Raw genomic sequence first — 24,540 nt, 5'->3', positions numbered from 1 at the left:
CCGACGGATGTCGGGGCACAAATAACTAACGACCAATAACTAATTGCTAGTTACAATCTTCTCCACAATCGCGTCGGTCGTGAGGAGTTCCGGGAGCACGATTTGCTTGCTTGCATCGCCTGCGGGGTAGATAGCATAGGCGGGGACGCCGGACTTGCCCATACTGCGCAGGAGTGCGGTAACTTCGGGTGTTTCGCGTGTCCAGTCAGCCTTAACACGGGCGACATTCAGACTGTCCATGGCGTGTTTGAAATCATCGCGGTTGAGGACGGCAGCTTCGTTTGCCTTGCAGGTGAGGCACCAGTCGGCAGTAGCGTCAATGAATACGGTACGGCCAGACTTCGCAAATTCTTCAATGAGTTCCGGCGTGTAGCGGTACCAGCCATCTTCGGTGACGAGCTGTACTGACCTTGCCTTGAAAATCGCATCGACTTCGGCTTCGAATTTTGGCGATGCAAATGCAAACCAGATGACTGCAAGAATCACGACAGATCCGCCAACGGAGAGTACTTCGCGAGAAAACGCGACGCCCGGCGGGGCGATGTTCCCTATCGCAAAGCTCATGGCGATGCTCAAGAGCGAAATGGCGGCGAAGATGCCGACGCCGACGTTTCCGGCTTGTTCATGCACGACCCACAGGAGCCATACGACAGTGCCGAGCAAGAGAACGCCCATGATTTTCTGGAGCGTGACCATCCAGGCGCCCGGTTTCGGGAAAACTTTCAGGACTTTCGGAAACGCGCTTACGAGCATGTAGGGAAGCGCAAGTCCTACGCCTGCCGCTGTGAAAAACAAAAACAGCACAGGGGTCGATGCGGTAAAAGCAAAACCCATCGCCGTACCGAGAAACGGTGCGGAGCACGGTGTGCTCAAAAGTACGAGGAGGGCTCCTGTGAAAAATGCGCCCCAAAAGCCCTGCTTGCGCCCGGCCTTGTCCATCTTGGTGGTGGCGCTTCCGGGAAGCCAGATTTCAAAGACTCCAAAAAAGCTCATCGCAAATGCGCTCAGAATCACGACCATGAACGCGATGAATCCGGCGCTCTGGAATTGCATGCCCCAGCCTGCATTCCCGCCGCCCGCCTTGACGGCGGCGACAACCCCGGCGAGCGTCCAGAAACTCACAAGTATCCCGAGGGTTGTCGTGGCGCCTAGCATAAGCAGGCGCCGGCGGCTCTCACGAGACTGCTTGATCAAGCTGAAAAGCTTTAGCGAAAGCACGGGAAGCACGCATGGCATCAAGTTCAGAATTAAGCCTCCGAACAGAGCCGACAATAGCAAAACGAATGTTCCTGCAGCGCCTTCTGTCGCATTCCCTGCGGCACTCGGCGCATTGACGACATTCCCGGCGGCATTTTCAGCGGCTTTCTCGGCTGTTTTCCCTGTAGAGCTCGTGGCGCTTTTCGCCGCGGGTACCGCGGCGTCATCTCGCGAGGCTCTCTTGTTGTTAAACCCCACACTCCCCACGCCAAATGTCACTTGCGATGGTGCGAGGCAAATGGAATTGTCGCAGGCCTGGTAATGGAATGTCGCCTGTGTCGTGAGGCTGTCATAATCGGCATCGACACTGTCGATTGGGAGCGAAATCTGGAAATGTCCCTTGAACACGAGATTTTCAAGGTCCAAAGCTTCGCTGTATTCCTTGATAGGCTCTGGCCACTTGGGCTCTCCGAAGTGGATTCCCTGTGCTGAAATCTCGATGGACGAAGGCTTCAGAAATTCATCGGCGGCGATGTTTGCATTTACGTGCCATTTGTCCGGAATAGTGATGTCTACGGTTACGCTCGAACCTTTCTCCAGGGTGCCTGCAGAATAGTGCAAACTTGCCTCCGGAGGGGGCATGTTGTTCATATTGAACTCTTCAGCAAAGGCTAGCGCTGCAAACAATAGTATGCAAAATGACGTTTTTTGCAAACGGTCGTTTGCAAAATTTTCAAAAACCATAAATTTGTCCAAAATATTCATAAATTGTGTCTCGCTAAAAGAAGTAGAAGATATTGGGAATAAAACTTTTATGTCATGTACGGGTTTCCTTTGTAGATTTCCCCGAAAATGGGTCGGGTCTGTCTGGAAAAAATATTCCTACAGAATATACAAATTGTGCCTGAAAAAGTGTGGGACGAAAGACGAGGCGGATGACTTGTTTCAGGAGGTGGCGCTGCGCTTTTGCAAAAATGCGAGTCAATTGAATAACCAGGTCCATCTTTTGCCGTGGCTTGAGGCCGTTCTTTTGCACTGCCACTACAACGGCTATCGAAAAAGGCACCAGATGCACGAAATCCCGTTTTCGGTCTTGAACGAGCCCAAGGCCTGCTACGACGCGAGATGGGCCGATGCCTATGTGCCGCCCGAAGAGGGAATGTGTACCGAGGCTATTCTGAGCGAGTTCTCGCTTTTGCTCGAGGTCTTGAATCCGCTTGAAAAAATGATTGTGGAACTGTCTGTTGTCGGCGGGCTTAGCATCCGTGAACTGAGTCGGCTTTTAGGGCTTTCGCGGGGTTGCCTTGTCCGGAGGCGGCTTATGGCGTTTCAAAAAATGGAAGAGAAAATGGTAATGCAGAAAGACCGTATTAAAATGATTACGGGGCGTGACGCTTCTTTGCGGGAAATTATTGAATATACTGGTTGAAATGCTCCCAAAATTTCGTAATTTTATATTGTGAAAAATTTGCTCCATCTTATCTGTATCCTTGTTTTCGCTACATCGTCTTTTGCGCAGGACCTGTGGCTTAACTTTACACGCCCTTTCCCGATAAAGGCCGCTGTCCCGAGTGGCGAGGGCCTGCTTATGGCGACATCGGGTGGTGTCCGCTATAGGGCAAGTACGGCCGATGACCTGTACACGACTTCGAATGGCCTTGGCGACCAGTCTGTAAGTGCCGTGATTATCTCGAAGGATGCGGGTGTCTTTTCTGTGAGCGATAACGGCGTCATTTCGCTAATGATGTCGGATGGCCACTGGGTTATCCAGAGCCGTGCCTACGCCGGCAGCAATACCCATGTCATTCCGGGGATGGCGCTTGCGGGCGGCCCTGTTCTTGTCATTGCCTTTGAAGACCGCCTTTCGTTCTTTAGCATCAAGACCATGACCTCTATCCTTACTATCGATAGGATTGCGGATATCAGCATTTCTGCAAATGCGGTGTCTGCGATGGATATCCGTGGGGATTCCCTGATTGTTGCGGCGGGTGGAGCTCTTTACATGCGCAAGATGGACTGGGACAAGCTTGAAGACGACGTGAAGCTTTACGACCCGGATTCATGGAAAATTATCCAGAAGGCATCAAGCGACAAGACTCCTATCAAGAGCATCGCCTGGAAGGATAATGAAATCAGGACGTTTTCTACGGAAGGCATGAGAATCTGGGACAAGGATGGCTTTACGCGCGTCGCTTTGGATACGTTCTCCGTCTTTACGGACACGGACCAGATGGTGACTGTCCGCGGGAAGGTGCTGAAGGATTCCGCCTTGTATGCGCTCGATTCCGTGGTGACCACTGTAGGCAACAAGAGGAACGTCCGTTTTATTTACAAGTCCATTGTGCGCTGGGTTTCTTTGCAGCCGTCGGGCCAGGCGGTTTTGGCAGGTCCTGACAAGGTTTTCCACTACGATGGCAAGAAGCTGACCGATATTTCCGATTACAAGTCGTTCCCTCTCGAAAGCGTCTATGAACTCCGTGCGCTCCCGACGGGCGGTGTCCTCGCGGCTACCGATAATGGGCGCCTGTCCTACTACTATTTCTCGGGTGATGACAAGGACTTTAGGTGGAGCGACCCTGTGCCTATATATCCCCCGGTTCCGGCTTATGCGAATGGTCCCGATGCCCGCGGGCATAACTTGAAAGTCCTGTCGGTGCTACCGACCGGTGGTGCCATGTACCATTTCTGGGGGTACGGCTTTTTCCTGTATAAAGGCTGGGCTGATACGTTGATTAATACGTTCACGTTGTCTGACACAGGCAATTCCTATTGCATGGACAACTGGCACGAAGGTACTAGCATCGAGTCCATATTTACGATTGCCGTTTCGACGACACTTGCGCCAGATAATATGGGCTACTTGACGACTTCTGCATCGAACAAGGGCTATAGCCTGGTCTACATTGACATTAAGGGTGAATCTACGACGATGTCCTGCGCAAGCAACGTTGGCTCTACGCCGATTGGTGGCCCGATGTATGCCCGAGTGAGCGATGACGGTAAGAACTGGATTGTCTACGTGGGCACGCGTGCCGGTCCGTCGCTTGATGCAAACGGTGGCCTGGATGTATTTACGTTCCCGTTGCCGAAATCAAAGGGCGGGGATATTTCCTGGGTGGATTCGACTTACAGGGAAACGTTTAGCGGTTCTTCGTCGACTCCGCTCGACTTGGTCTATGAACCGAAATCCGATAACGTCTGGATGGTCACGAACTCTGCACTTGTGTATTGGGACAAGGACGAAAAGGACTTGAAGTCGCCGCTTTCGACAAACGGACTTAGCGGTGCAAGCTATACAAGTATCGATGTCGATAGCCGCGGAAACCTCTGGGTGGGAACTTCGTCGCAGGGGGCTTACCGCCTGACTCCGCGCAAGACGAGCCCGGATACGCTTTCGACGATACATTTCACGACCCGCCATGGGCTCTTGAGCGAAAAGATCCAGGATGTGGCAGTGGATACGGTTCTTGGCATGGTGTGGTTTGCTCATGAAAATGGCATTACCCGTTACAAGCGCGATGACCTGCGCGGTACTGAAAAGAACATGACGAATGATGCCCCTGAAGACGTCAAGGTGTATCCGAACCCGTTCCGTCCAAAGATGCAGGCGTTTGTTTCGTTTGCAAACCTCGCCGATGATGCTGTGGTCAATGTCTACAACAGGGGCGGCAAGCTAGTGGTGTCGATGAGTGGCGACCAGATTTCGGGTGGCCGTGCCGCATGGAACGGACGCATGGATAATGGAAATATTGTGGCGCCGGGCGTCTACCAGTATGTCATCCGTGGCGGGACCAAGATTAAGAAGGGCAAGCTCCTGATTATACATTAGTTTGTGATGAGGTGGGTGTTATGAATAAAATTTTAGGTTTTGCAGTGATTTTTACGGCGATGCTTTTGGTGGCCGGCTGTGCCGGTGAACGCCAGGGGATAGTCTGCGAAGAGATTGAATACCGCCTGAATACAATGACGTATTCTCCGGACCAGCGTGCGTACATGGAAAATGAACTGCGCACTTGCCGCGAAGACGAGGCGAAAAAGAAAAACGAGGTTCAGTCGCCCGGAAGTATTTACGACCGCTACGCCAATACGGAAAGTGCAGCACTTCGTGATACGTCTGCTGAAATTTCTGTCCAGACGCTGCTCAGGGATTCTTCCGAAGAAAAGACGACTAGCATTTACGACCGTTACAAGTCAGTCGAGGCGGATAAGTAATGCCGAGTATCGTGACTCTTGCAGGCAAGACGTTTGAACCGGACTTGCCTAGACGCTTGCTTTCTATCGCAGGTGAAATCCGTGAAGCTGGTGGCCGCGCCTTCTTGGTGGGCGGCTGGGTGCGCGATGCACTTCTCGGCAAGGATTGCCGCGACTACGATGTCGAAGTTTACGACCTCACGCAAGATGAACTTGTCCCGATTTTAAAGAAGTACGGCCGTACGAATCTTGTGGGGAAGGCTTTTGGCGTGATTCATTTGGCGATGAAGGGCCTCTCGCTCGATTTCTCGTTCCCGCGTACCGAAAGCAAGGTTGGCTATGGTCATCGCGGTTTCGTGGTGCATACGGATGAAAAGCTTTCGTTCAAGGAGGCGGCGCTTCGCCGTGACTTTACCATCAATGCGATGGGCATGGAACTTCCGGAACTCACGCTTTGTGACCCGTACGGCGGCATTGACGATTTGAAGAAAGGCTTGTTGCGCCATGTAGGCCCAGCCTTTGTCGAAGATTCGCTGCGCATTTTGCGCGGTGTGCAGTTTGCAAGCCGCTTTGCGCTTAGACTTGCGCCCGAGACGATTGAACTTTGCCAGACGCTTTCGCTTGAAGATCTTTCCATTGAACGCTTGTTCGAAGAATTCAAGAAGTGGCTCTTGAAGCCGGGCAAGCCGTCGCTTGGACTGCGTGCTTTCCTGGACATCAAGCTGAATGAATTTTTCCCGGAAGTTTTACCGCTGCGTGGCTCTTGGGAAGACTTAGGTGAAATGCTCGACAACATGGAGAGCTTGCGCAAAAGCTTTGTGAATGTGAATGCTGAAGTGGCTGATGGTGCTGTTGGTGACTCCAAGTGCTCGCCGCTTTCGGATAACCAGGTGATGGAATTTGCTTTTGCAGCATTTCTCAGCGGGAGTCCCGAAACGTCTCTCAAGTTCCTCGAACGCATTACGAACGAATCGCACTTGGTCAAAAATGTCCCGTTGCTTTTGAATGCTTATAGCGAGCTTGATTTTGCAATTGTGAATGATGCGCCGGCGCTTCGCCGCATGGCGGTGAAGCTGGGTGGCTTAAAGCTGTTGTGCCTGCTTGTGAAAGCCACCCCGCGTAAGTATTACGCCGCCGCCGGCGCCCCGGAATTCCCGGAACAGCTTTGGCAGGCCGCTGAAGATCTCGACTTGCTCAATGCAGCTCCGCAGCCATTCCTCATGGGCAAAATGCTTATGGATTTGGGATTCAAGCCGGGCAAGCAAATGGGCGAGACCATCAAGCAAAGCTTTGAGCTCCAGCTCGATGGTAAAATCAAGAACGCTGAAGAAGCAATCGAGTGGGTTCGCCGCTTGTAACGCGGCGCCTTTATTTCCATCTAAACATTCCCGAGATTCCTGCGGGGACGCAGAACACAATCATCGGGATCTGGATAAGCTCTACAGGCAAGAACGCGAGCATGCGGCGCTTGGACTTGAGCTTCCAAGAGGCTATGCTCAAGAATACGAAGTCCACGACAATCTTGGGCAGAATGCTGAACACGCACCACTGCCACGGGAAATCAAGGAAGATGGCGCACCACGGACTCACGAACATCCAGATGTAGTACGTGTAAATGAGCGTGAGCAAAAGGATGTAGGCTTTGCTTTCGTAGTTCGTGCCGTTGCTGCTCCAGCGGGCGCGCTGGTTAAAGAGCTGTTTCCACGTGTGCACTGGAGCGGTCTCGATCACTGCATCCTTGTCGAGATTGTAGCAGACCTTCGTTCCCGGGATTTTCATCATCTTGTGGATGAGCATGTCGTCATCGCCACTCGAGAGGTTGATGAGGTCCCCGAATCCGCCGACTTTAAAGAACAAGTCCTTCTTGTACGCAAGGCAAGCCGCACTGGCGACAATCGGGCGTCCAAGGCTAAAGCCTGCCGCTTCCATCGCGGTGTAGCCGAGCGTTTCGAGTTTCTGGTAGAGGTGCGGCATCGAGCGCGAGCCGTTGTTCTGCTTGGGGCCTTGCACAATGCAGATGCCATCGACAAATCGCCCGGCCATGGCGGTAATCCAGCTCTTGCGCGGGATGCAGTCGGCGTCCATCGTCAAGAGCACTTCGTTTTTGGCAATCTTGAAGGCGCTTTCGAGCGCGCGCTTCTTGGGGCTTGCAATTTGCGGTAAATCCTGCGGGAGGCTTAAAACGCGGAAACGCGGGTGCGTGGCGGCGAACTTTTCTAGAATCTCGCGCGTGCGGTCGGTAGAACGGTCATCGACGCAAATCACTTCCCATTCGCCAACGTAGTCCTGGGCGGCGACCGCTTCGAGTGTGCGTTCGGCAAATTCCTCTTCGTTTCGCATCGGGATCACGACCGAGACGCTTGGGGTTGCTTTCGGGCCTTTATAGCGATGCGTCTTTAACAGTCCTACTATGAAGAATAGGAACAGGAGCGCATACAGCGCAGTCAGGCATGCGAGAATAATGCCACCCATGTGGGGAAATATAGGAAATTACTAAATTGCGGATATGCTCCATCCATCCGCTTTTGTTCATCCGAATGCCAACGTCCACGAGTCTGCCGTTATCGGCCCCTGGTGCGTTGTCGATGAAAATGCGGAAATTGGTGAAAATGTGGTGCTCGAATCGCGCGTACGCGTTTACGGCGGCGTGACGATTAAGGCGAATACTCACATTTACGATGGAGCTATCCTCGGTGCGCCTCCACAAGACCTCAAGTACGCAGGGGAGCCGACTCGCCTTGAAATTGGCGAAAATTGCATCATCCGCGAATATACGACGCTCAACCGCGGCACCGTCCAGGGCGGTGGTTGTACGCGCATTGCCCCTCGCGTCCTCATCATGGCTTATGCCCATGTGGGGCACGACTGCCAAATTGGCGAGGGGGCGGTCATCGCAAACGGGTGCCAGCTCGGCGGACATGTGCGCATTGGCAAGTTTGCGACCCTCGGTGGCACCACGGCCGTGCAGCAGAGAAACCAGGTGGGCGCCTACGCATTCGTGGGCGGTACGCTCAAGGTCGATTACGACGTTCCCCCGTGCAGCCGTGCTTTCGGGAACCCGCTCCGCTTTGCGTCTCTCAATCTCCATGCGCTTCGCCTGCATGCTGATGAATTTCCGCCCGAACGTATCGCGTTTTTTGAACGAGCCTTCCGTGAACTTTACCGTGGCAAACGCCCGGCAGCAGAGGTCATCGAAGAATTGAAAAAAGGCCCGGAACCTCTGTTCCAAGCCTTCTTTGATGAGCACTGGGGCGGTTCTCTCGTTCGCCCGTAGCACTTGCGCTTTTGTGCTCGTTTTTTAGATTCTAGAAGATGAGTGCTCCAGGAAATCCTGTGTTCCACGTTTCGGCATTGGGTTCGTAGGCGTCAAATCCGCCTGTGTAGCCAAATCCCCAGTAATGGAACGACATGCCGTTTTTGACAGCGGCCTGCGCGGCCTTCTTTGCCCAGGCGGCCTTGCGCGCTGCGCTGGGAGGCTCGCCCTCTTGCCATTGGCAGGGACTGGAATCACCACCGGCCACGCCGAATTCACCCATGTTCAACGGAACTTGGTCTATTCCGTTCACGTCCGGGTAAAGCTTATAGGCCAGCCCAACGTATGATAACAGGTCTTCGTCCGCTGTAGAGACGTATGCGGCATCGCCAAGGCAGTTGTAGCCATGCCCCTGATGGCTGTATGTGTACGGTTCGTAATAGTGGCCACTGAAGATGATGTTCCCGTCTTGCGGCAAGTGGAGCATCGAGAGGTCGGCAAACTTTGCGGCATGGTAGGCTTCGAACATAATCGTCTTGCCCGGAGCGGCTGCACGGATGACGGCGTAAGCTTCGTTCATCAGCTGGTCCACGCGATCGGCGTTTGGGATGATCGGTTCGTTCAGGATTTCGAGCACGACCTGGTTGTCCTGGAATTCACCCATGGCCGTTGCCACTTGAGCCCAAAGGGCAAGGAAGTGTGCCTTTTCGGCTTCGTATTCGGTGGGGTTGTATGTGCAGCCGTTACCGCCGCCACCTGCGCAGTTTAGTTCGTTGTAGTGGTGGAAGTTCACGACAACAGTAAGGCCTTGGGCGATGGCGAGGCGGATGTCTTCGAGAACGCCTGCCAATCGGTTCGGGTCCACAGTATGGGTCGAGTAGTCAGAACCATTTTGCCAGCGGACCGGGATACGCACGGAATTGAAGCCTGCCGCCTTGATGGTGGCGAAGTCCTGGTCACGGATGGGGTTGCTCCAGGCACCATCATCGGAACCGTCGGATTCCCAGGAGTTACCCAGGTTGATGCCGCGCCCAAGGAGCGCATTCATCGTTCTTCCCAAGGTGTAGTCTACGGGGACGGCCGTGCTCGTGTTGCCCTTGCCGGCCGATGTCGGTATTGTTGCCGAGCCACTGTCGCATGCCCAGAAGGCGCATCCGATTGCCATTGCTGAAAGAATCTTTTTAATCATGGTAACCCCCAAAAGGTTATGAGCTTAAACGCGTGTTCTCAAAATCTATATAAAACAAAAAATAGAAAATCAAAAACATGCTTATCTTATGTTTACGCTTGAGTCCATTGTGAGCCTCATCAAAAAATTTAATTTGTAAACATTAAGAAACATTACGAACGAAAAAATTTCCGTTTACGCTTGAGTCCAGCGTTTGTGTGGCTCTACGAGTGGTATTCCGTTGATACATCTAGCTTTGCAAAGCCTTTTTTGCAAAATACCGGAGCGAAAATTCCCAAAAACAAGCTATATTGTAGATGATCCGAATTTGGAGAATTGTACCTATTATGAATGGAAACTTAAAAAAAGCCATTTGGAAGTCCGCTCTAGCGGCGATGCTTCTTGCTTCATCTTCTTTCGCTGGCTACGGTTTTAGCGATTACCGCGACCGCGACCAGTCCCACTTTGTCATGAAGGATCCTAAACCGTTCCGTCCTGATAAGGAAGTTGTCACCGTTGTCATGCGTGAAGCAATTCCGCGTGGTGGTGGTTACACGTACCAGTATCCGCGTGAAAACCCCGAACCGGTACTCACGGATAAGTATGCCATGGAAGGAGCTCTCTCCATGGAAATTGAACTTATCGCGAGTGACTATTCCGGTGTCGCAATCTGTATTGCGGGTTCCGTGGACTTGACTCCGTATCTCGAAGAAGGTGTTCTCGAATTTTGGATCAAGGGCGCCCAGGGTGGTGAAAACGCATTGTTCGTGCTCGTTGACGATGGCGTGAAGAGCAATGGTGAATCCCTCCAGGTGAAGCTCCGCTCCAAGAGCCTTGGTGAAATTACGACAGAATGGAAGCACTTCAGCATTCCTCTGAAGCTCTTCGGCAATACCGGTGTTTACTGGGATGCAAAGAACACGCGCGAAGTGATGCTCCCGTTCTCATGGTCCAACTTCAAGGGTTTCCGTCTTGAAGTCCGCAAGGATGAAAACGAATCCTTCAAGGTCTGGATTGACGATATTGTGATTAAGAAGCATGGCAAGCCGTACGAAGGCCCGGCTCACTATCCGTTCCGCAACGAGATTTAAGAGGATTTTATGCGCAAAACAGTTTCTTCCCTTTTACTAGCGTCTAGCCTCGGTGCTGCATGGGCTCTTCCTCCGCAGTTGCAGCTTGATTCCCTTCACGCTTCGTTGGATACTCTTTCCAACAATATGGAATCGACTCTTCTCGGCAAGGACGATCTGCCACTGGCAGTCTCCGGTTATATGGCTTTCCGTTTGAAGAATTTCCACTATTCCGAACAGAGCCCGTGGGTCCGTGATGACCAGGCACGTACGAGCGTTGACGCTTTGTTGAACGTGAACATCGTCGCCATGCCGAACTCCTACATTACGCTGTTTACGAACCTCATGTTCCCGTTTGACTTGAGCGGTATCTTCACGAATAAACTCGCCAAGAACCCGACTGAAGCTCCGGGCAACAACGACGAACGCGTCTTGTTTGACCACTCTACCGACTACTATGCATCGACCATCAACGAAGAAATGAACGTCGGTGTCGATATCCGTGCCGGTGTGTTCGGTGCCTACGTTACTGCAGGCGGTGTTATCTGGGCAAACGCCTCTCCGCTTACCATGTGGGAACGTGAAACGAACCCGCGCTTTGTGTGGCAGTACGAACTCTTCGAAGACGAAAAGACCGTTTCTACTTACTATAAGGAAAAGGCATTCAAGCCGGTCAAGGAAGGTGGTCGTGCATTCTGGACGAACCGCTCTTTCGGTGGCGTCTTTGCGAACTTCTACCAGCTCCCGTACGACATGAAGGCTCAGTTCCTCGTGTCCCAGCCGGCTGATGCTGACATGGGTACCCGTGACGGTCTCCGCATGTATGGTGGCCAGCCGGGCGAACTCGAAATGATGGGTGGCTATGATTTGCGCGGTACCGTCCTTCATGGCCGTATCGCCAAGGAAAAGATTGCCGACAACCTGACTGTCGGTGTGAACTACATGGGCGTTACCTTCGACAAGGACATCATCTATGAAGATGAATTCCGTACGCAGTGGATTACCCAGAGCAAAGGCGGCCTTCCGGTCCTCCTCAATACTCACGTGATTACTGCCGACGTCAAGGGCAATATCACCCCGAAGCTCTTCTTGATGGGCGATATCGGTGTCAGCATCACGGACTCCACGACGTTTGTTCCGGATCCGGGCGCAGCTGATTATTCTCTTAACGCTGATAAATCCGTCAATATGAATTCCGGTTACTCCAGCCGCAAGGAAGGCTACGTTTCTACGGTTAACTCCCCGAAGCTCGGTCTTTATGTCAAGGCCCAGAGCAAGTATATCGAAGGTTGGCCGATGACTGCAGAACTCGTGTTCTTCCAGCCGGGCTTCTACTCTCCGTATTCTTTGACGAACCCGTCCCGCTTCCCGGGCTGGCGCAAGAACGAAGCCTACCTCAACGGTGGCGCTCTCCGCTACTCCCCGAACATGACCGGTATCAACTTCAAGTTGGAACCGAGCTTCAACCGCGGTTACTTTGACTTCCAGTACGCCCAGCATCGTCAGATCGAAGCTGGTCCGGACGTGATTGCATTCAACTACCGTCTGAACGGCCGTAACATGTGGGAAAGCTCCAACTCCTGGACCAAGCACAAGCCGCTCTTTGTGGCTGACTCTGGTAACGCTTCCTGGTGTGGCTATATCAACCGTGTCGGTGCCAGCAAGAACTCCTCTGACGGTGTCAAGATGTACCGCCAGCGCGGTGGTCTCTATGGTGGTACCTGGGAACTTTGGGAATCCTTCGCCGCATTTGAAAATGGTGACCAGGTTGCCAAGGGCGAAATTCCGGAACATGCCAAGTGGTCTTCTTACCTCTCCTTCATGGGTGGTTACGATATCGGCCACTGGATCGGCACTGACCGTAACGTCATGCTGACGGGCTTCTTTGCCCTCTCCGGTATTTCTACTTCCTTTAATCCGCTTGCCGTTTCCGAAAAGCAGTCCAACGTGCTCTTGACGAGCTTCTTCGGTCAGATTGAACCGACCGTCGCCGTGACTCCGACCTTCCACATGGTGGGTATCGTCGGTCTCGAAACGTTCAGGTCTGACAAGGCTTACTTGATGCTCACCGCCGATAACGGTACCAGCAAGACTGCCAAGAATACCTATTACTACGAAGTGAACACCAGCTACTACAAGAAAGCTCCGATCAACTACAAGGACTTCGCAATTGGCCTTGGCTTTGACTGGGACTTCTCTGACCGCGTGGGTCTCCACTTCCGCTACAAGTTCATGACGCACTCTGACGAAACCGTTCCTGACAATGATTGGCATTCCCATTACATTGCTGCCGAAACCAAGGCATGGTTCTAAGGGAGGATGCTAAAGATGAATATGAAAATGAAAAATATTTTGATCGCCCTTCTTACTGCATCGGTTGCCGCATCGGCTTCTGCTGTTGCAGATAATCAAAAGGCATTGCAAGCCAAGGCTGATAGCGCCAATGCAAAGCGCGGTGTTGAAATTGGTGGTAGCATTCGTGCTGTTGCACAGCGTTCCAGCTTCTCTACGGACCAGGACGTGCATAGCGTCAACAAGATGCCGAATGTCGAACACAACGAATATGTGAGTGCTGACTTGAGCTTCGGCTTCCGTCCGTACGAAAACGTTCGCGCCAACGTGATTATGCGCCTTGGCGGCGGCATGCAGGAATACTTTGCCGCAGCAGCAAAGACTCTCGAAGCCAAGTGGCTCAATGTCGAAGGCAACATCGGCAAGAACTTCTACTGGACCGTGGGTGACTTCCGCTCGGCAATCTCCCCGCTCTCCATTTACAATCCCGGTATCGACATCATGTACGAACCGACGATTTTCGCCCGCAAGCGCCACATGGCCCAGAAGGAACAGCTCCTCGAAGGCAACAAGCGCAACCTCCAGGGTATTAACCTCCAGTTCCGTCAGGAAATTGATCCGATGATCGGTGAACTCCGCGCCGAGGCCTTCCTCGCCCGCGTGAACCGCGTGTCGGTCCTTGACTTTACCGGTGCTGAAGGCAATATCCTTCCGGGTGATGAAATCGCTGGTACGTCTCTTGCCTCTGCAACGGACAAGTGGCTCGTCGGTGGCAACATCGAACTCTTGCCGGTTCAGAAGAATGTGTATGTCGGTGTGACCCCGATGCTCATTTTCGATAATGAAAATTCGAAGTCCTACACTTACCGCCATCCGAACCGCGACCCGCAGGGCTTTGTTCCGGGTGACGCAGAAAACGCATACGAACGTCAGGAAATCAACCCGTACGAATACGGTCCGCAGAACACGTTTGTGTTGAGCGCCCGTGCCGGTGCTGACGTGGGTGGTCTCGTGAAGCAGAAGGGTCTTTCTGCAGACGTGGTCGTCGAATACGCCATGTCCGTCAACAAGCAGAAGACTCCAGCTTACATCAATGAACTTGGTCTCACGGTTCCGGAAGCTGAAGAATCCATTAACGGTTCTGCCTTGCTCGCCACCGTGAACGCTGGCTACGAGGTCGAAAACTCATGGAGCGCAGGACTTAGCTTGGACGTGGTCATGAACGACGAAAAGTGGTTCAACAACCTTGCCCAGTCCCCGAGCTTCTTCGCCCAGCGCGTGTTGAACTCCGACAAGGACGGAAACACGGTCAAGTACGGCGTGAACTCTCCGCTCTACTCTACCTTTGACGCTCTCTACAACTACTCCCCGAAGTTTACTCCGGTGGCCCGTTCTCTCGGTACTGATGACAACGCCTTCAAGGATGGTCAGTCCAAGAGCTACAACATCGCTCCGTACAACAAGAACTCCTGGGGCTCTAACGTCTACTCTGCCGCTCAGCTTGCTCTCATCAACCAGATGATTGATCCGGCTCTCCAGTCTGCATTGCCGAACGGCCTTGCTACTGCAAACCGCAAGGGCTTCCGCGTAAGCCTCAAGGGTGACTGGCAGAACAAGATCGAAGCTCAGGCTCTCGTGAACATCTTCAACCAGGTGACTCCGGAAAGCGAAGCTATCGATAACGTGAGCTACAAGGAATTTGGCGGTGGCGCCAAGTTCGATATCGCCAAGCTTGCTGGTCTGAACAAGGCTGCCGAAGTTTCCGGTTCCTTCAAGCGTTCCGAAAACACGGTTACCCCGAAGGCCGGTACCGAAGCCAAGATTACGAGCAACTTCATCAACATCGGTGCTTCCTTCCAGTTCTTGCCGCGCCTCGGCTTTACAGCTGGCTTCCAGATGATTGATACCGATTACGGCACTTCGAGCCTTATCAACCCGAATGTCGGTCTGGATGTTCCTTTCATGAAGAGCAATCAGACTCACTGGATGGTTGGCTTTGACTATGTCGTCGCAGACAATGCATGGCTTGCTATCAACTTCGGCATGATCAATGTCAAGAATGACTACAACTTGGCTGTTGTTGGTGAAGAACTCCGCAACTTGCCAGACTACTACTATACAGTAGACGGTGCTACGACTTTCGAGCACAAGTTTAGTCAGGCGATCTTTGAAGCTTCCATTAATGTGGAATTTTAATGGGAGGTAACTAGAATGAATTTCAATATGAACATGCGCAAATTTTTACTGACCTCCGCAGTAGCCTTCTCGGCAGCATCTGCTTTTGCCGCCGACAACCAGGCTGAGGTTGTGACGCAACAGAAATCCCTGTTGGAAAAGCTGGATTCTCTCAATGCGGCTGTGCTTGGCCTCAAGATCAACGGTACGGCTAAGGCTGGCATTGCAGCATCCTTCGCTTCTTCCGATCAGTTCGCTAGCGAATCTCCGACTCAGGAAAACCAGGCCTTCACGGATGTGAACCTCCGCTTGACCGCCCGTCCGAGCTCCGAGACGATGATTGATGTCCAGTTGCGTTTGCACAAGGATTGGCAGAACGCTTACGACGAAAACAACAACCCGATTATCGGCCACTGGTTCAGCTACGATGGTACCATCCTGAACAAGCATGTGGATTTCAACTTGGGTTACATGCGTGTCGGTTATACCCCGCTCACCATTTACACTCCGCAGACCGAAATCCTTCAGGAACCGGAAATCTTCGCTGAAAAGCGTCGCGAAGCCCTTGAAAAGCGCAACCTCGATACTACGAGCCGTCGCCTGTTGCAGGGTCTCAACGTCGTTTACAACAGCGGCAATGTGAGCGTGCTTGATAACATCACCGCCCAGCTCACGGGTGCTCGCCTCCGCAACACGGCCAAGAAGATTGACCAGGTGTTCTTCGACTTCGACTTTGCTGACCGCTACCTCCTCGGTGTGCGTGTCGGTGCCGATGCCTATGGTGCTCATCTCGGTGTGAACTTCGTGAACCTGATGGACCGCAAGCAGACCCGCCGTTCTAGGCCGATTAGCGATGCCGATACCATCTACTACGATAACAACATGGTGATTTCTGCCGATGTGGCTTTCGATTCCAAGAAGCTCCTCCCGGAACTCCCTGTGACGTTCGGCTTGACTGGCGAATTTGCCATGTCCAAGTGGAAGGTTGACCGCGACTACAATGTTAAGGAAAACCAGACTTCTTACAACGCCATGGCTGGTAAGGAAGATGGTAAGTCCTTTGTCTACCTCAAGCCGGTAACGAAGGCTGTGACGACCTACACGAACGAAGATTACGCTGATGTCGATGGCAAAAGCTTCTATGCAGACCTCTTCGTGAAGGGCAATATCAGCGATATCGACTTCAAGGTCGATGCAGGCTACTTCCAGACGGATTCGGGCTTCTGGTCTGAACTCGCCTCTACTCCGGTTTACATGGGCCGTTCGACCATCTTCAATGGCAACGCTCTCTATGGCAACCCGGCTGATAGCCTCGTCTTGGCAACCTTCGGTGCATCGAGCCTCGAAAACCTCTACTTCAGCGTCTACAACTCTACGACGTTGCAGGCCACGAACTTGATGACTTCTGGTGGTTCTAACTCCCTTAGCGCAGATGCTGGCGAAAGCCCCTATATGTACTCTCGCTTGGATAACAACTACAAGAACGGTCACTTCTACCGTAACGGTTACACGAGCAACACCTACAAGAAGCTCGAAATGCTCTCCTTGAAGCCGTTCATGGATATCGACCCGTCTGTGAGCCTCGCATTGCCGCTCGGCAAGGCTACTCCGGACCGCAAGGGCATTACCGCCAAGGTTGATGTGAACTGGGCTGACAAGGTGACCTTCAACGCCCGCGTCAACATGGTTACGCAGAGCAACTTGATCGGCTATGATCCGGTGACCTTTGCTCCGATCTCTACCGAAAACAAGTTCACGGAATTCGCTGCAGGTCTCGGTGTCGATGCTGGCGCTCTCGCTGGTCTTGACCGCCAGATTCTCCTCCAGGGTTCTTACTCTCACGGTGAAGAAGATTCCTACCTGAAGCGCAAGGCTGACCGCATTGTTGCTGGCTTTACTGCCGATGTCTGGGGTCCGATCGCATTGCTCGGCGGCATCCAGATGTACACGAAGGAATTCGGAAATGGCTACGCTGTGGCTGCCGCTGCGGTGACCAAGGCTACGGAAATGCTCGCTCTCGGTGGTGCTCGCGTAAAGCTCGCTCCGCTCTCTTACGTCTCTCTCCAGGGCGGTTTGCTTAAGAACGAACTCGAATACTCCGTTATCGGCGTTCCTGCAGTTAACAAAATTTCCATCAGCAAGCTCGTTCTCCTTGCCGATGTGACGGTGAATTTCTAAGAGGTGCTGAAAATGAAAAAACTTCACCAGTACATGATGATTCTCGTGGCAGGCGTTTTGAGCGCCTGCGGCTCGATGGCCGTTAACGACCCTTATGTAGAAGCCCTTCCGGAAGGCTTTAACGCTCAGGAATACATGTCCTTGCACCCTGAACTGCGTGCTCGCCAACTCAAGGACTATGTGGCTGATTATAATAGTCAGTTTAAGACCTCTCTTGGTAAAGATTACGATGCCGTAAAGAAGGCCGATGATGCCGCATTCCTCCAGGATACGGAAAGACTCGGTGCCATCTACACGCATCCGCAGATTGGCGCCCATTCTTATGAACAGTGGGCTGATCTCATTGCCCAGATGAGTTCTGCTGACAGCACGGCTAACGAAATTTTCAATAGCTTGGCTGAATACAACTTTATCAACGTTGCTGACGATGCCGCATTGCTCCTCACAGTCCCTGTGGACTATGTGGCCATCTCCCAGCAGTTCAACGTATTCGGTAGAGAACATGGCTGGGCCTACCGTGCCTGCCGTGCTGACGAAGCCGCTAACCCGGCCCGCAGTAGTTTGGAGATTGCAAAGAAGCAGGCCTCCAGGGCTACTTCTGCTGCCGGCTTCACTCCGGATACCGGACTTTACTGCCGTGACGCAGCTGGCGTTGATCGTCTGATTCAATAGGATAAGAGGTATTCAAAATGAACTTTAAAGTTATTACATTGGCTCTTGCCATGGGCGCTGCAATGGCCCAGGCTGCCGCTGACAAAGTGATTGGCTTCTATCCGTATTGGAGTCAGTATTCTCAGTTCTACGCCAAGGATATCCGCTACAATCTCGTGACCGACATCCATTACATGTCGATCACTCCGACTGCAGAAGGTGCGGTTGCCTTTGCCGACGAATACGATGCCGACAACTTCAAGAACCTCGCTAGCATGTCCAAGGAAAACGGCGTAAAGCTGATTGTTTCCGTGGGTGGCATGGAAGCAGAATCGAGCCTCAAGGCTATCGCTTCCTCCGACGAAACGCTTTCTTCCTTCGTCTCTAACGTGAAGGACTGGATTGCAACGAACGGCGGCGATGGCGTTGAACTCGACTGGCAAAACCTCACGACGGATGATTCCGAAGACTACGCCAAGATGGTGAACGCCTTGGTCGACGGTCTTTCTGGCTCGACGGTGACGGCCGTGATTTACCCGGCCGCCGGCATGGATGCCTACAAGGCTGAAGCCTTGAACCGTCTCGCTTACGTGGATGTGTTCATGACCGACCTCATGACCGAAAGCGAAAGCAGCCTCGTTCCGAACCAGAGCGCAAACTCTGTGCAGGAAACGCTTGACGCTGTTGCAGCTGCTGGCGTGAATAAGGACCTCCTTGCTCCGGTGGTGTTCCTCTACGGTAAGTCCTTTGCCGGTGCTAAGGGCCTCGGCTCTAGCCACCAGGGCGTGGGCAGCGGTAACGAAGGTTACCTTCCGTATGCAGAACTCATGAACCGCTTTGACACGCCGGACTACACGGTGACATTCGATGAAGCTTCCAAGTCCGAAGTGGCTGTGAGCGAAACCGAATCTATCGTGTTCATGGGTATCCCGTCTGTGAAGGCTGTTGCCCAGCACGTGAAGAGCGAAGGCATGGCAGGCGTTGCCGTGTACGACCTCTCCCAGGACCACTACGAACCGATCGTCTCGCTCCTCGTGACGGTTGGCCTCGAACTCCGTCCGGGCGTGAACTACAAGGCTGGCAAGAAGAAGTAATTCTTGGAGCTTGAGCGAATCGCGAGATTCACAAAATCCGCGAGACTTACAAACGCTTTTGAAAATCCTCGACGCAACAAGCGCCGAGGATTTTTTCTTTCGTCTTTCGTCTGTAGCCACGAAGTGGCATTCTCTCGTCTGATTAATACACTCGATACACTTAGCGTTGCCTATAGTAAACATTAAAATGGGTGGTGTAGGTACGCTTTTACAAAAGAAAAGGTATTTTTTGACAAAAATGAGGTTTTGTATGCGTAAACATCTATTTGCCGCGCTTGCTTTTGCGGTGCCGACTTTTGCAATCCCGCTGGTGAACCAGCTTGGGTTTGCCCCCGAATCCGAAAAGACGGTCGTCATCCCCGGTAACGACGCGAACCCGCTCGAAGTCCGCGACATGGCTGGGAACACGGTGCTTACGCTCGAAGCCCCGATGGTCTACGATTGGGACTACAGTGGCGAAGAAGTCCAGACGTACGATATTTCTTCGATCAAGAAGCCGGGCACGTACCGCCTGTACAGAGACGGCTATATCGGTAACCCGGTCGTGATTGGCGAGAACGTCTATGAAGATTTGACGAAGGCTGCTCTCAAGTGGTTCTATTTCCAGCGTGCGGGCATGGCTCTCGATACGCGCTATGCGGGCAAGTGGGCTCGTGCGGCTGGCCACATCGACGATAGCGTGACGGTTTACGGTACGGATTTGCCGACGGCAACGGTTGTTGCTCAGTCCAAGGGCAAGCCCGCTCCAAAGAAGGCCGACCCGAAGATTATCAAGTCGCAGCGCGGCTGGTACGATGCCGGTGATTACGGCAAGTACATTGTGAACTCGGGCATTACCGTGTTTACGCTTTTGGAACTTTATGAACACTTCCCGGCATTCATGGATACGCTCCAGTGGAACATCCCGCGTGAATTCCCGAAGATGCCGGCGCTCCTCGAAGAAATCCGCTGGAATCTGGACTGGATGCTTTCGATGCAGGACAAGGACGGTGGTGTTTACCACAAGCTCACATCGCTCAAGTTCGGCTCCAGCACGATGCCTGAAATTGATGGCGCAAAGCGTTACGCGATTGAAAAGAGCTTGACTGCAACACTTGACTTTGCGGCAGTGATGGCTCAGGCTTCTCGCGTGTATGCACCGTTTGACAAGGCTTTTGCAGACCGCATGCTCAAGGCTTCTGGTGCCGCCTATTATTGGGCAAAGCACAATCCGAAGGCTTTGTACAAGCAACCCTCCGATGTGCAGACGGGCGACTATACGTATGGCGGCGAAGACGGCAAGGATGAATTTGCCTTTGCTGCAACGGAACTTTTCCGCGCCACAAAGAAGAAGAATTATCTCAACGACTTGAGCGCTTACAAGATCAGAAGCGATGGACCGTGGTGGGGCGATGTGAATATGCTCGCTGTTTACCATGTAGCTTTGGATTCTGCTGACTTTGGCGCAAAGCTCGGTGGTGCCGCTCGCAAGGCATTGCTTGCCGCTGCAAACGAACTTCGTGCGGTTGGCGATACGAGTGCATACAGACTCCCGGCTCTTCCGTCTAGCTGGAACTGGGGCAGTAACAGTGCCATGGCAAACAACGGAATCGTGTTACTCCACGCTTATTATGTCACGGGTGACAAGAGCTATTTGGATGGCGCACAGCAGTGCCTCGATTACCTCTTGGGCAAGAACCCGATTGAAATGACGTACGTGACTGGCTTTGGCTACAGAAGCCCGCGCAACCCGCATCACCGTGTGAGCGAATCTGACTTTGTTGATGATCCGGTCCCGGGCATGCTCGTGGGCGGCCCGCACTTGGGCAAGCAGGATATCAATCTCGATGGCAAGGAACTTTGGAAGTGCCCGAACTACGCTGTTGCAGACAAGCCGGCACTTGCCTACATCGATAACCGTTGCAGCTATGCAACAAACGAAGTGGCCATCAACTGGAACGCTCCGCTTGCATATCTCGCTGGCGCTTTGCAGGCCATTTACTTGGGCCACGCCAATGCGGTTGTAAAGTAAGTTTGCGCTAGGTTGTGTGATTTAGGATTAGGCGGGCTTTGGCCCGCCTTTTTACTTGTCATGCCGGATTTATTCGTCGAGCGTCACTTCCACAATGCCGCGGACGGAATTGAAGCAGTAGATTTTCTCGGCTGTTTGAAGGTCACTCGGGTACAGGATTTTTTCTTTGGTCTTGCCTTCGTTTAAAAGCTTTTGTCTTGTGATGCCGTTTAAAAGCCCGCACTCGATAGGCGGCGTGTAGATGATGCCGTCTTTTAGAATGCCGATGTTCGTGAACGTGCCTTCGGTGATTTCGCCTTTCTCGTTCACGCAGATTTCGTCAAAGACTTCTTTCGGGAATGGCAGGCGAATGCTCGTTTTGTGATACAGAAACGGATTGGATGAATTTACTTTGTGTACAATTTTGATTTTTGGATCTTGCTTGGGTGCGGGAATTGGTCTTGTCGTGAGTTCAAAGTGACCGTCTTTGGAAAGTTCAATCCTGTTCACGACAGAACTATCGAACTTGATTTTTTCAAGGTCGCTGTTCCAGGTGAAGCCGAGTGCATTTGCTGAATTTCTCAAACGTTCGAGATGCATCTCGAAATCGGTGATGCCTGTTTCAATCAGCGAAAAATCGGTATTCAAAAAACTTGCCTTGGTCATTGTTTCATTCCATTCGTCGTCTGCGGTAGAAGCCCATGTGATAGCGCCGCCGGCATTGTATCTGTAATCAGATTCGCCTTGCTTTTTCTGCAAGATTCTGATGGGGACGGAGAAAATCATTTCGTCGCCGTGGATGTAGCCGATGGCTCCGCAGTACACTTCTCGCGGGAATGGTTCTGCATTGGCGATGACTTCCATTGTAGAAATTTTTGGCGCACCCGTGATGGAACCGCATGGATAAATTGCGTTGATGATGTCGTAAAGTGTTGTGCCGTCTTTTAGTTCCGATGAAATTTCGGAAGTCATCTGGAAAACGGTTTTGTGCTTTTCAACTTCGAACAGCTTGTCTGCGCGGACGGTTCCCGGCTTTGAAATTCTCCCGAGATCGTTTCGCAGCAGGTCTACAATCATGACGTTTTCGGTGCGGTTCTTTAAGTCGTTGTGCAAGAATTCTTGCAAAGCGTCGTCTTCTTCGGAAGTCTTGCCGCGTTTGAGCGTGCCCTTCATGGGCTTTGTCAAAATCTTGTTGCCGCGCTTCACGAAAAACAGTTCCGGTGAGAAAGACAGGATCGTCTCGTACTTGTTTTGCAAAAAGGCGTTGTAAGGAGTCTTCTGGTTTGGCAAAAGGAACTGGAATAAGTCTAAATCACTTGCGTTTGTTCTTAGCGTTGAAGGGTATGTGTAATTGACTTCGTATGTAATCCCATTTTTGATTTGCTCTTTGATGTAATCAATCTTTTGCGAGTATTCTTCTTTTGATAGGCGCGGTTTTACGATGGTGCCGATTTTGTAGTTGGGAATTTTTTCTTCGAACGGCTGGAACGAATCGTAGGCTTCGAAGTAGATAAGGGGTGCGTCGCCTGCTATATTCTTCAGGTCGTAGCGCATGTAGCCGAGAAGGTAATAGTCTTGGCGTTGCAAAGATTCAATTCTGTCGAGTGCGGACTGGACCTTTTGTGGGTCGAAAGTTTCAATTGTTTCAATCGGATTATTAAATACTTTATTAGTGTATATTTGCATAATCGAAGGGCTCGTTTTTGACGGCGCAAATATAAATATTGCTATACAAGAAAGTCGTTCTAATGTTAATAGCCTGTTACAATCACGGTTACTTTGTAGCAAAATTGTAACTTTTTGAAAATAAGCGATTTCTTGCAAGTTTTCAGTATATATTACTGACATGCAAAACTGGTATTTTCTTATTGTTGTCTCTATAATTTTTGTGTCGGCCCTCTTTGCTTCTGCAGCATCGACGCCGATGTAAAAAAAGAGGTCCCTTGCGGGACCTTTTTTGCTTTTGATTCGCGAGTTTATTTAACTAAATTCACAAATTCACGGCAGACGGCTTCTGGATCAGGCTTGCCAAAGATAGCGCTACCGACGACGAAGATGTTTGCGCCCGCTTCCTTGCAGGCTAGGATGTTGTCGAGCTTTACGCCACCATCAATCTGGATGTTGAGTTCCGGCTTGAGTGCGCGGAGTTCACGAATCTTGTCGAGGCAGTAGGGAATCAGGCTCTGGCCGCCGAATCCCGGGTTCACGGACATAATCAAGACCATGTCCACGATGTCGAGCACATACTTGATGCTTTCGAGTGGGGTAGCCGGGTTGATTGCGACTGCGGGCTTGACGCCGAGTTCTGCAATCTGGTGCAGCAAGCGGTCGAGGTGGTTTGTGGTTTCGGCGTGCACGCTGATGATGCTTGCGCCTGCTTTAGCAAATTCACCTACGTAGTTTTCCGGATTTTCAATCATCAAATGACAATCGAGCGGGAGCTTGGTGCCCTTCTTGACACAGGCAGAAATGCCCGGGCCAAAGCTGATGTTTGGGACAAAGTGCCCATCCATGATGTCCAAATGAACGAGGCCTGCGCCTCCGTTTTCAATGGCCTTGAGACCATTGCCGAGTTCGAGGAAGTTTGCGTTCAAGACGCTTGGAGCGATGATTTGTTTAAGCATATTTCAAATATAGCAAAATAAAAATTTTTTTACTAAATTTAGGACACTAAGAAATAAGAGGAGATTATTATGTCCAAGAATTCTAAAACTGTGGTTGCAAAACCCGTAAAGAAAGTTGCGACGAAGGCTGCGGCAAAACCCGCTGCAGAAAAATCCGCCGCAAAAACCGTGAAGGCTCCTGCCAAGAAGGCCGCTCCGAAGGCAGAAAAGCCGGCTAAGGCTGCAAAAGTCGAAGCCCCGAAAGCTGAAGTGAAGGTCGCCAAGGCTCCGGCAAAGAAGGCTGCAGCAAAGGCTCCGAAGGCTACCGCTCCGAAGAAGGTCGCTGTCGAATTCGTTGCCGACTGCCCGCTTGCAACAACCGTCTCTGTTGCTGGTACGTTCAACAACTGGACTGTCGATGCCGACATGCTCAAGAAGGACAAGAAGACGGGTCTTTGGGTTGCAAAGATTTCCCTTGTTCCGGGCGACTACGAATACAAGTTTGTCTGTGACGGTGTGAACTGGGACGCAGGCGACAATAAGATCAAGCACGTATAATTGCTCTGATTGAAAAATATTGAAAATGCGCCGGGCAAAATAGCTCGGCGTTTTTTTCATTTTGTGTAAAATAGTAAACTAGTGAAAAACGAAAATATTGTTATAATTCTAAATTCTAAG

Annotated in this window: 18 protein-coding genes; 13 read left to right on the top strand and 5 right to left on the bottom strand. The window is 51.9% G+C overall.

The window, feature by feature from the left end:
* Positions 1–39: 39 nt before the first annotated feature.
* Positions 40–1,848 carry a thioredoxin family protein gene (locus B7982_RS12075; RefSeq protein WP_088660966.1) on the bottom strand — a complete coding sequence of 603 codons (1,809 nt, stop codon included), beginning with the start codon at positions 1,846–1,848 and terminating at the stop codon, positions 40–42.
* Here B7982_RS12075 and B7982_RS12070 point away from each other — a divergent pair.
* The 4 genes from B7982_RS12070 to B7982_RS12055 are packed head-to-tail and all read left to right on the top strand — an operon-like array spanning position 1,838 to position 6,746.
* Positions 1,838–2,626, top strand: coding sequence for an RNA polymerase sigma factor (locus tag B7982_RS12070; protein WP_233138534.1), 789 nt, complete (start codon positions 1,838–1,840; stop codon positions 2,624–2,626). The two genes, B7982_RS12075 and B7982_RS12070, sit on opposite strands and share 11 nt — an antisense overlap.
* Positions 2,627–2,656: 30 nt before the next feature.
* Complete coding sequence (locus tag B7982_RS12065) at positions 2,657–5,026, top strand: hypothetical protein (protein ID WP_088660965.1); 2,370 nt, start codon at positions 2,657–2,659, stop codon at positions 5,024–5,026.
* Positions 5,027–5,046: 20 nt separating this feature from the next.
* Positions 5,047–5,409, top strand: a complete 363-nt coding sequence (locus tag B7982_RS12060; protein ID WP_088660964.1) for a hypothetical protein — start codon at positions 5,047–5,049, stop codon at positions 5,407–5,409.
* Positions 5,409–6,746, top strand: a complete 1,338-nt coding sequence (locus tag B7982_RS12055; protein ID WP_088660963.1) for a CCA tRNA nucleotidyltransferase — start codon at positions 5,409–5,411, stop codon at positions 6,744–6,746. Before B7982_RS12060 ends, B7982_RS12055 begins: the two co-directional genes overlap by 1 nt.
* Before the next feature lie 10 nt (positions 6,747–6,756).
* On the opposite strand, the gene B7982_RS12050 is transcribed toward B7982_RS12055, so the two are convergent.
* Complete coding sequence (locus tag B7982_RS12050; RefSeq protein WP_088660962.1) at positions 6,757–7,860, bottom strand: glycosyltransferase; 1,104 nt, start codon at positions 7,858–7,860, stop codon at positions 6,757–6,759.
* Between the two features lie 34 nt (positions 7,861–7,894).
* Here B7982_RS12050 and lpxA point away from each other — a divergent pair, with 34 nt between their 5' ends.
* Positions 7,895–8,662 (top strand): acyl-ACP--UDP-N-acetylglucosamine O-acyltransferase, encoded by a 768-nt coding sequence (gene lpxA, locus B7982_RS12045; protein ID WP_088660961.1) that lies wholly within the window; start codon positions 7,895–7,897, stop codon positions 8,660–8,662.
* 31 nt (positions 8,663–8,693) lie between these two features.
* Here lpxA and B7982_RS12040 read toward each other — a convergent pair whose 3' ends face one another.
* Complete coding sequence (locus tag B7982_RS12040; protein WP_088660960.1) at positions 8,694–9,830, bottom strand: glycoside hydrolase family 5 protein; 1,137 nt, start codon at positions 9,828–9,830, stop codon at positions 8,694–8,696.
* A gap of 326 nt (positions 9,831–10,156) precedes the next feature.
* Here B7982_RS12040 and B7982_RS12035 point away from each other — a divergent pair, with 326 nt between their 5' ends.
* The 7 genes from B7982_RS12035 (at position 10,157) to B7982_RS12005 (ending at position 21,280) form a co-directional block, all read left to right on the top strand.
* Positions 10,157–10,900: a carbohydrate binding domain-containing protein gene (locus B7982_RS12035; RefSeq protein WP_233138533.1), complete on the top strand. Its 744-nt coding sequence runs from the start codon at positions 10,157–10,159 to the stop codon at positions 10,898–10,900.
* 9 nt (positions 10,901–10,909) lie between these two features.
* Entirely contained in the window at positions 10,910–13,192 is a 2,283-nt protein-coding gene (locus tag B7982_RS12030; protein ID WP_088660959.1) for a hypothetical protein, read from the top strand.
* Positions 13,193–13,219: 27 nt separating this feature from the next.
* The gene (locus tag B7982_RS12025) at positions 13,220–15,367 is read left to right on the top strand and encodes a hypothetical protein (protein WP_233138532.1); all 2,148 of its coding nucleotides are present in this window, start codon (positions 13,220–13,222) and stop codon (positions 15,365–15,367) included.
* Positions 15,368–15,382: 15 nt separating this feature from the next.
* Positions 15,383–17,524 (top strand): hypothetical protein, encoded by a 2,142-nt coding sequence (locus tag B7982_RS12020; RefSeq protein ID WP_088660957.1) that lies wholly within the window; start codon positions 15,383–15,385, stop codon positions 17,522–17,524.
* 12 nt (positions 17,525–17,536) lie between these two features.
* Positions 17,537–18,196 (top strand): hypothetical protein, encoded by a 660-nt coding sequence (locus tag B7982_RS12015; RefSeq protein WP_088660956.1) that lies wholly within the window; start codon positions 17,537–17,539, stop codon positions 18,194–18,196.
* Positions 18,197–18,213: 17 nt separating this feature from the next.
* On the top strand, positions 18,214–19,269 hold the full coding sequence (locus tag B7982_RS12010) for a glycoside hydrolase family 18 protein (RefSeq protein WP_088660955.1): 1,056 nt from the start codon (positions 18,214–18,216) through the stop codon (positions 19,267–19,269).
* 250 nt (positions 19,270–19,519) lie between these two features.
* The gene (locus B7982_RS12005) at positions 19,520–21,280 is read left to right on the top strand and encodes a glycoside hydrolase family 9 protein (RefSeq protein ID WP_088660954.1); all 1,761 of its coding nucleotides are present in this window, start codon (positions 19,520–19,522) and stop codon (positions 21,278–21,280) included.
* A 69-nt stretch (positions 21,281–21,349) separates the two neighbouring features.
* Here B7982_RS12005 and B7982_RS12000 read toward each other — a convergent pair whose 3' ends face one another.
* On the bottom strand, positions 21,350–22,945 hold the full coding sequence (locus B7982_RS12000) for a chorismate-binding protein (RefSeq protein ID WP_088660953.1): 1,596 nt from the start codon (positions 22,943–22,945) through the stop codon (positions 21,350–21,352).
* Between the two features lie 290 nt (positions 22,946–23,235).
* Complete coding sequence (gene rpe / locus B7982_RS11995) at positions 23,236–23,883, bottom strand: ribulose-phosphate 3-epimerase (RefSeq protein WP_088660952.1); 648 nt, start codon at positions 23,881–23,883, stop codon at positions 23,236–23,238.
* A 69-nt stretch (positions 23,884–23,952) separates the two neighbouring features.
* Between rpe and B7982_RS11990 the strand changes: the two genes are divergently transcribed.
* Positions 23,953–24,420, top strand: a complete 468-nt coding sequence (locus B7982_RS11990; RefSeq protein ID WP_073425304.1) for a glycogen-binding domain-containing protein — start codon at positions 23,953–23,955, stop codon at positions 24,418–24,420.
* The last annotated feature ends 120 nt before the right edge of the window (positions 24,421–24,540 follow it).

The organism is Fibrobacter sp. UWB2, assembly GCF_002210425.1.
GTDB lineage: Bacteria > Fibrobacterota > Fibrobacteria > Fibrobacterales > Fibrobacteraceae > Fibrobacter > Fibrobacter elongatus.
This window is presented reverse-complemented; position numbering and strand designations above follow the sequence as displayed.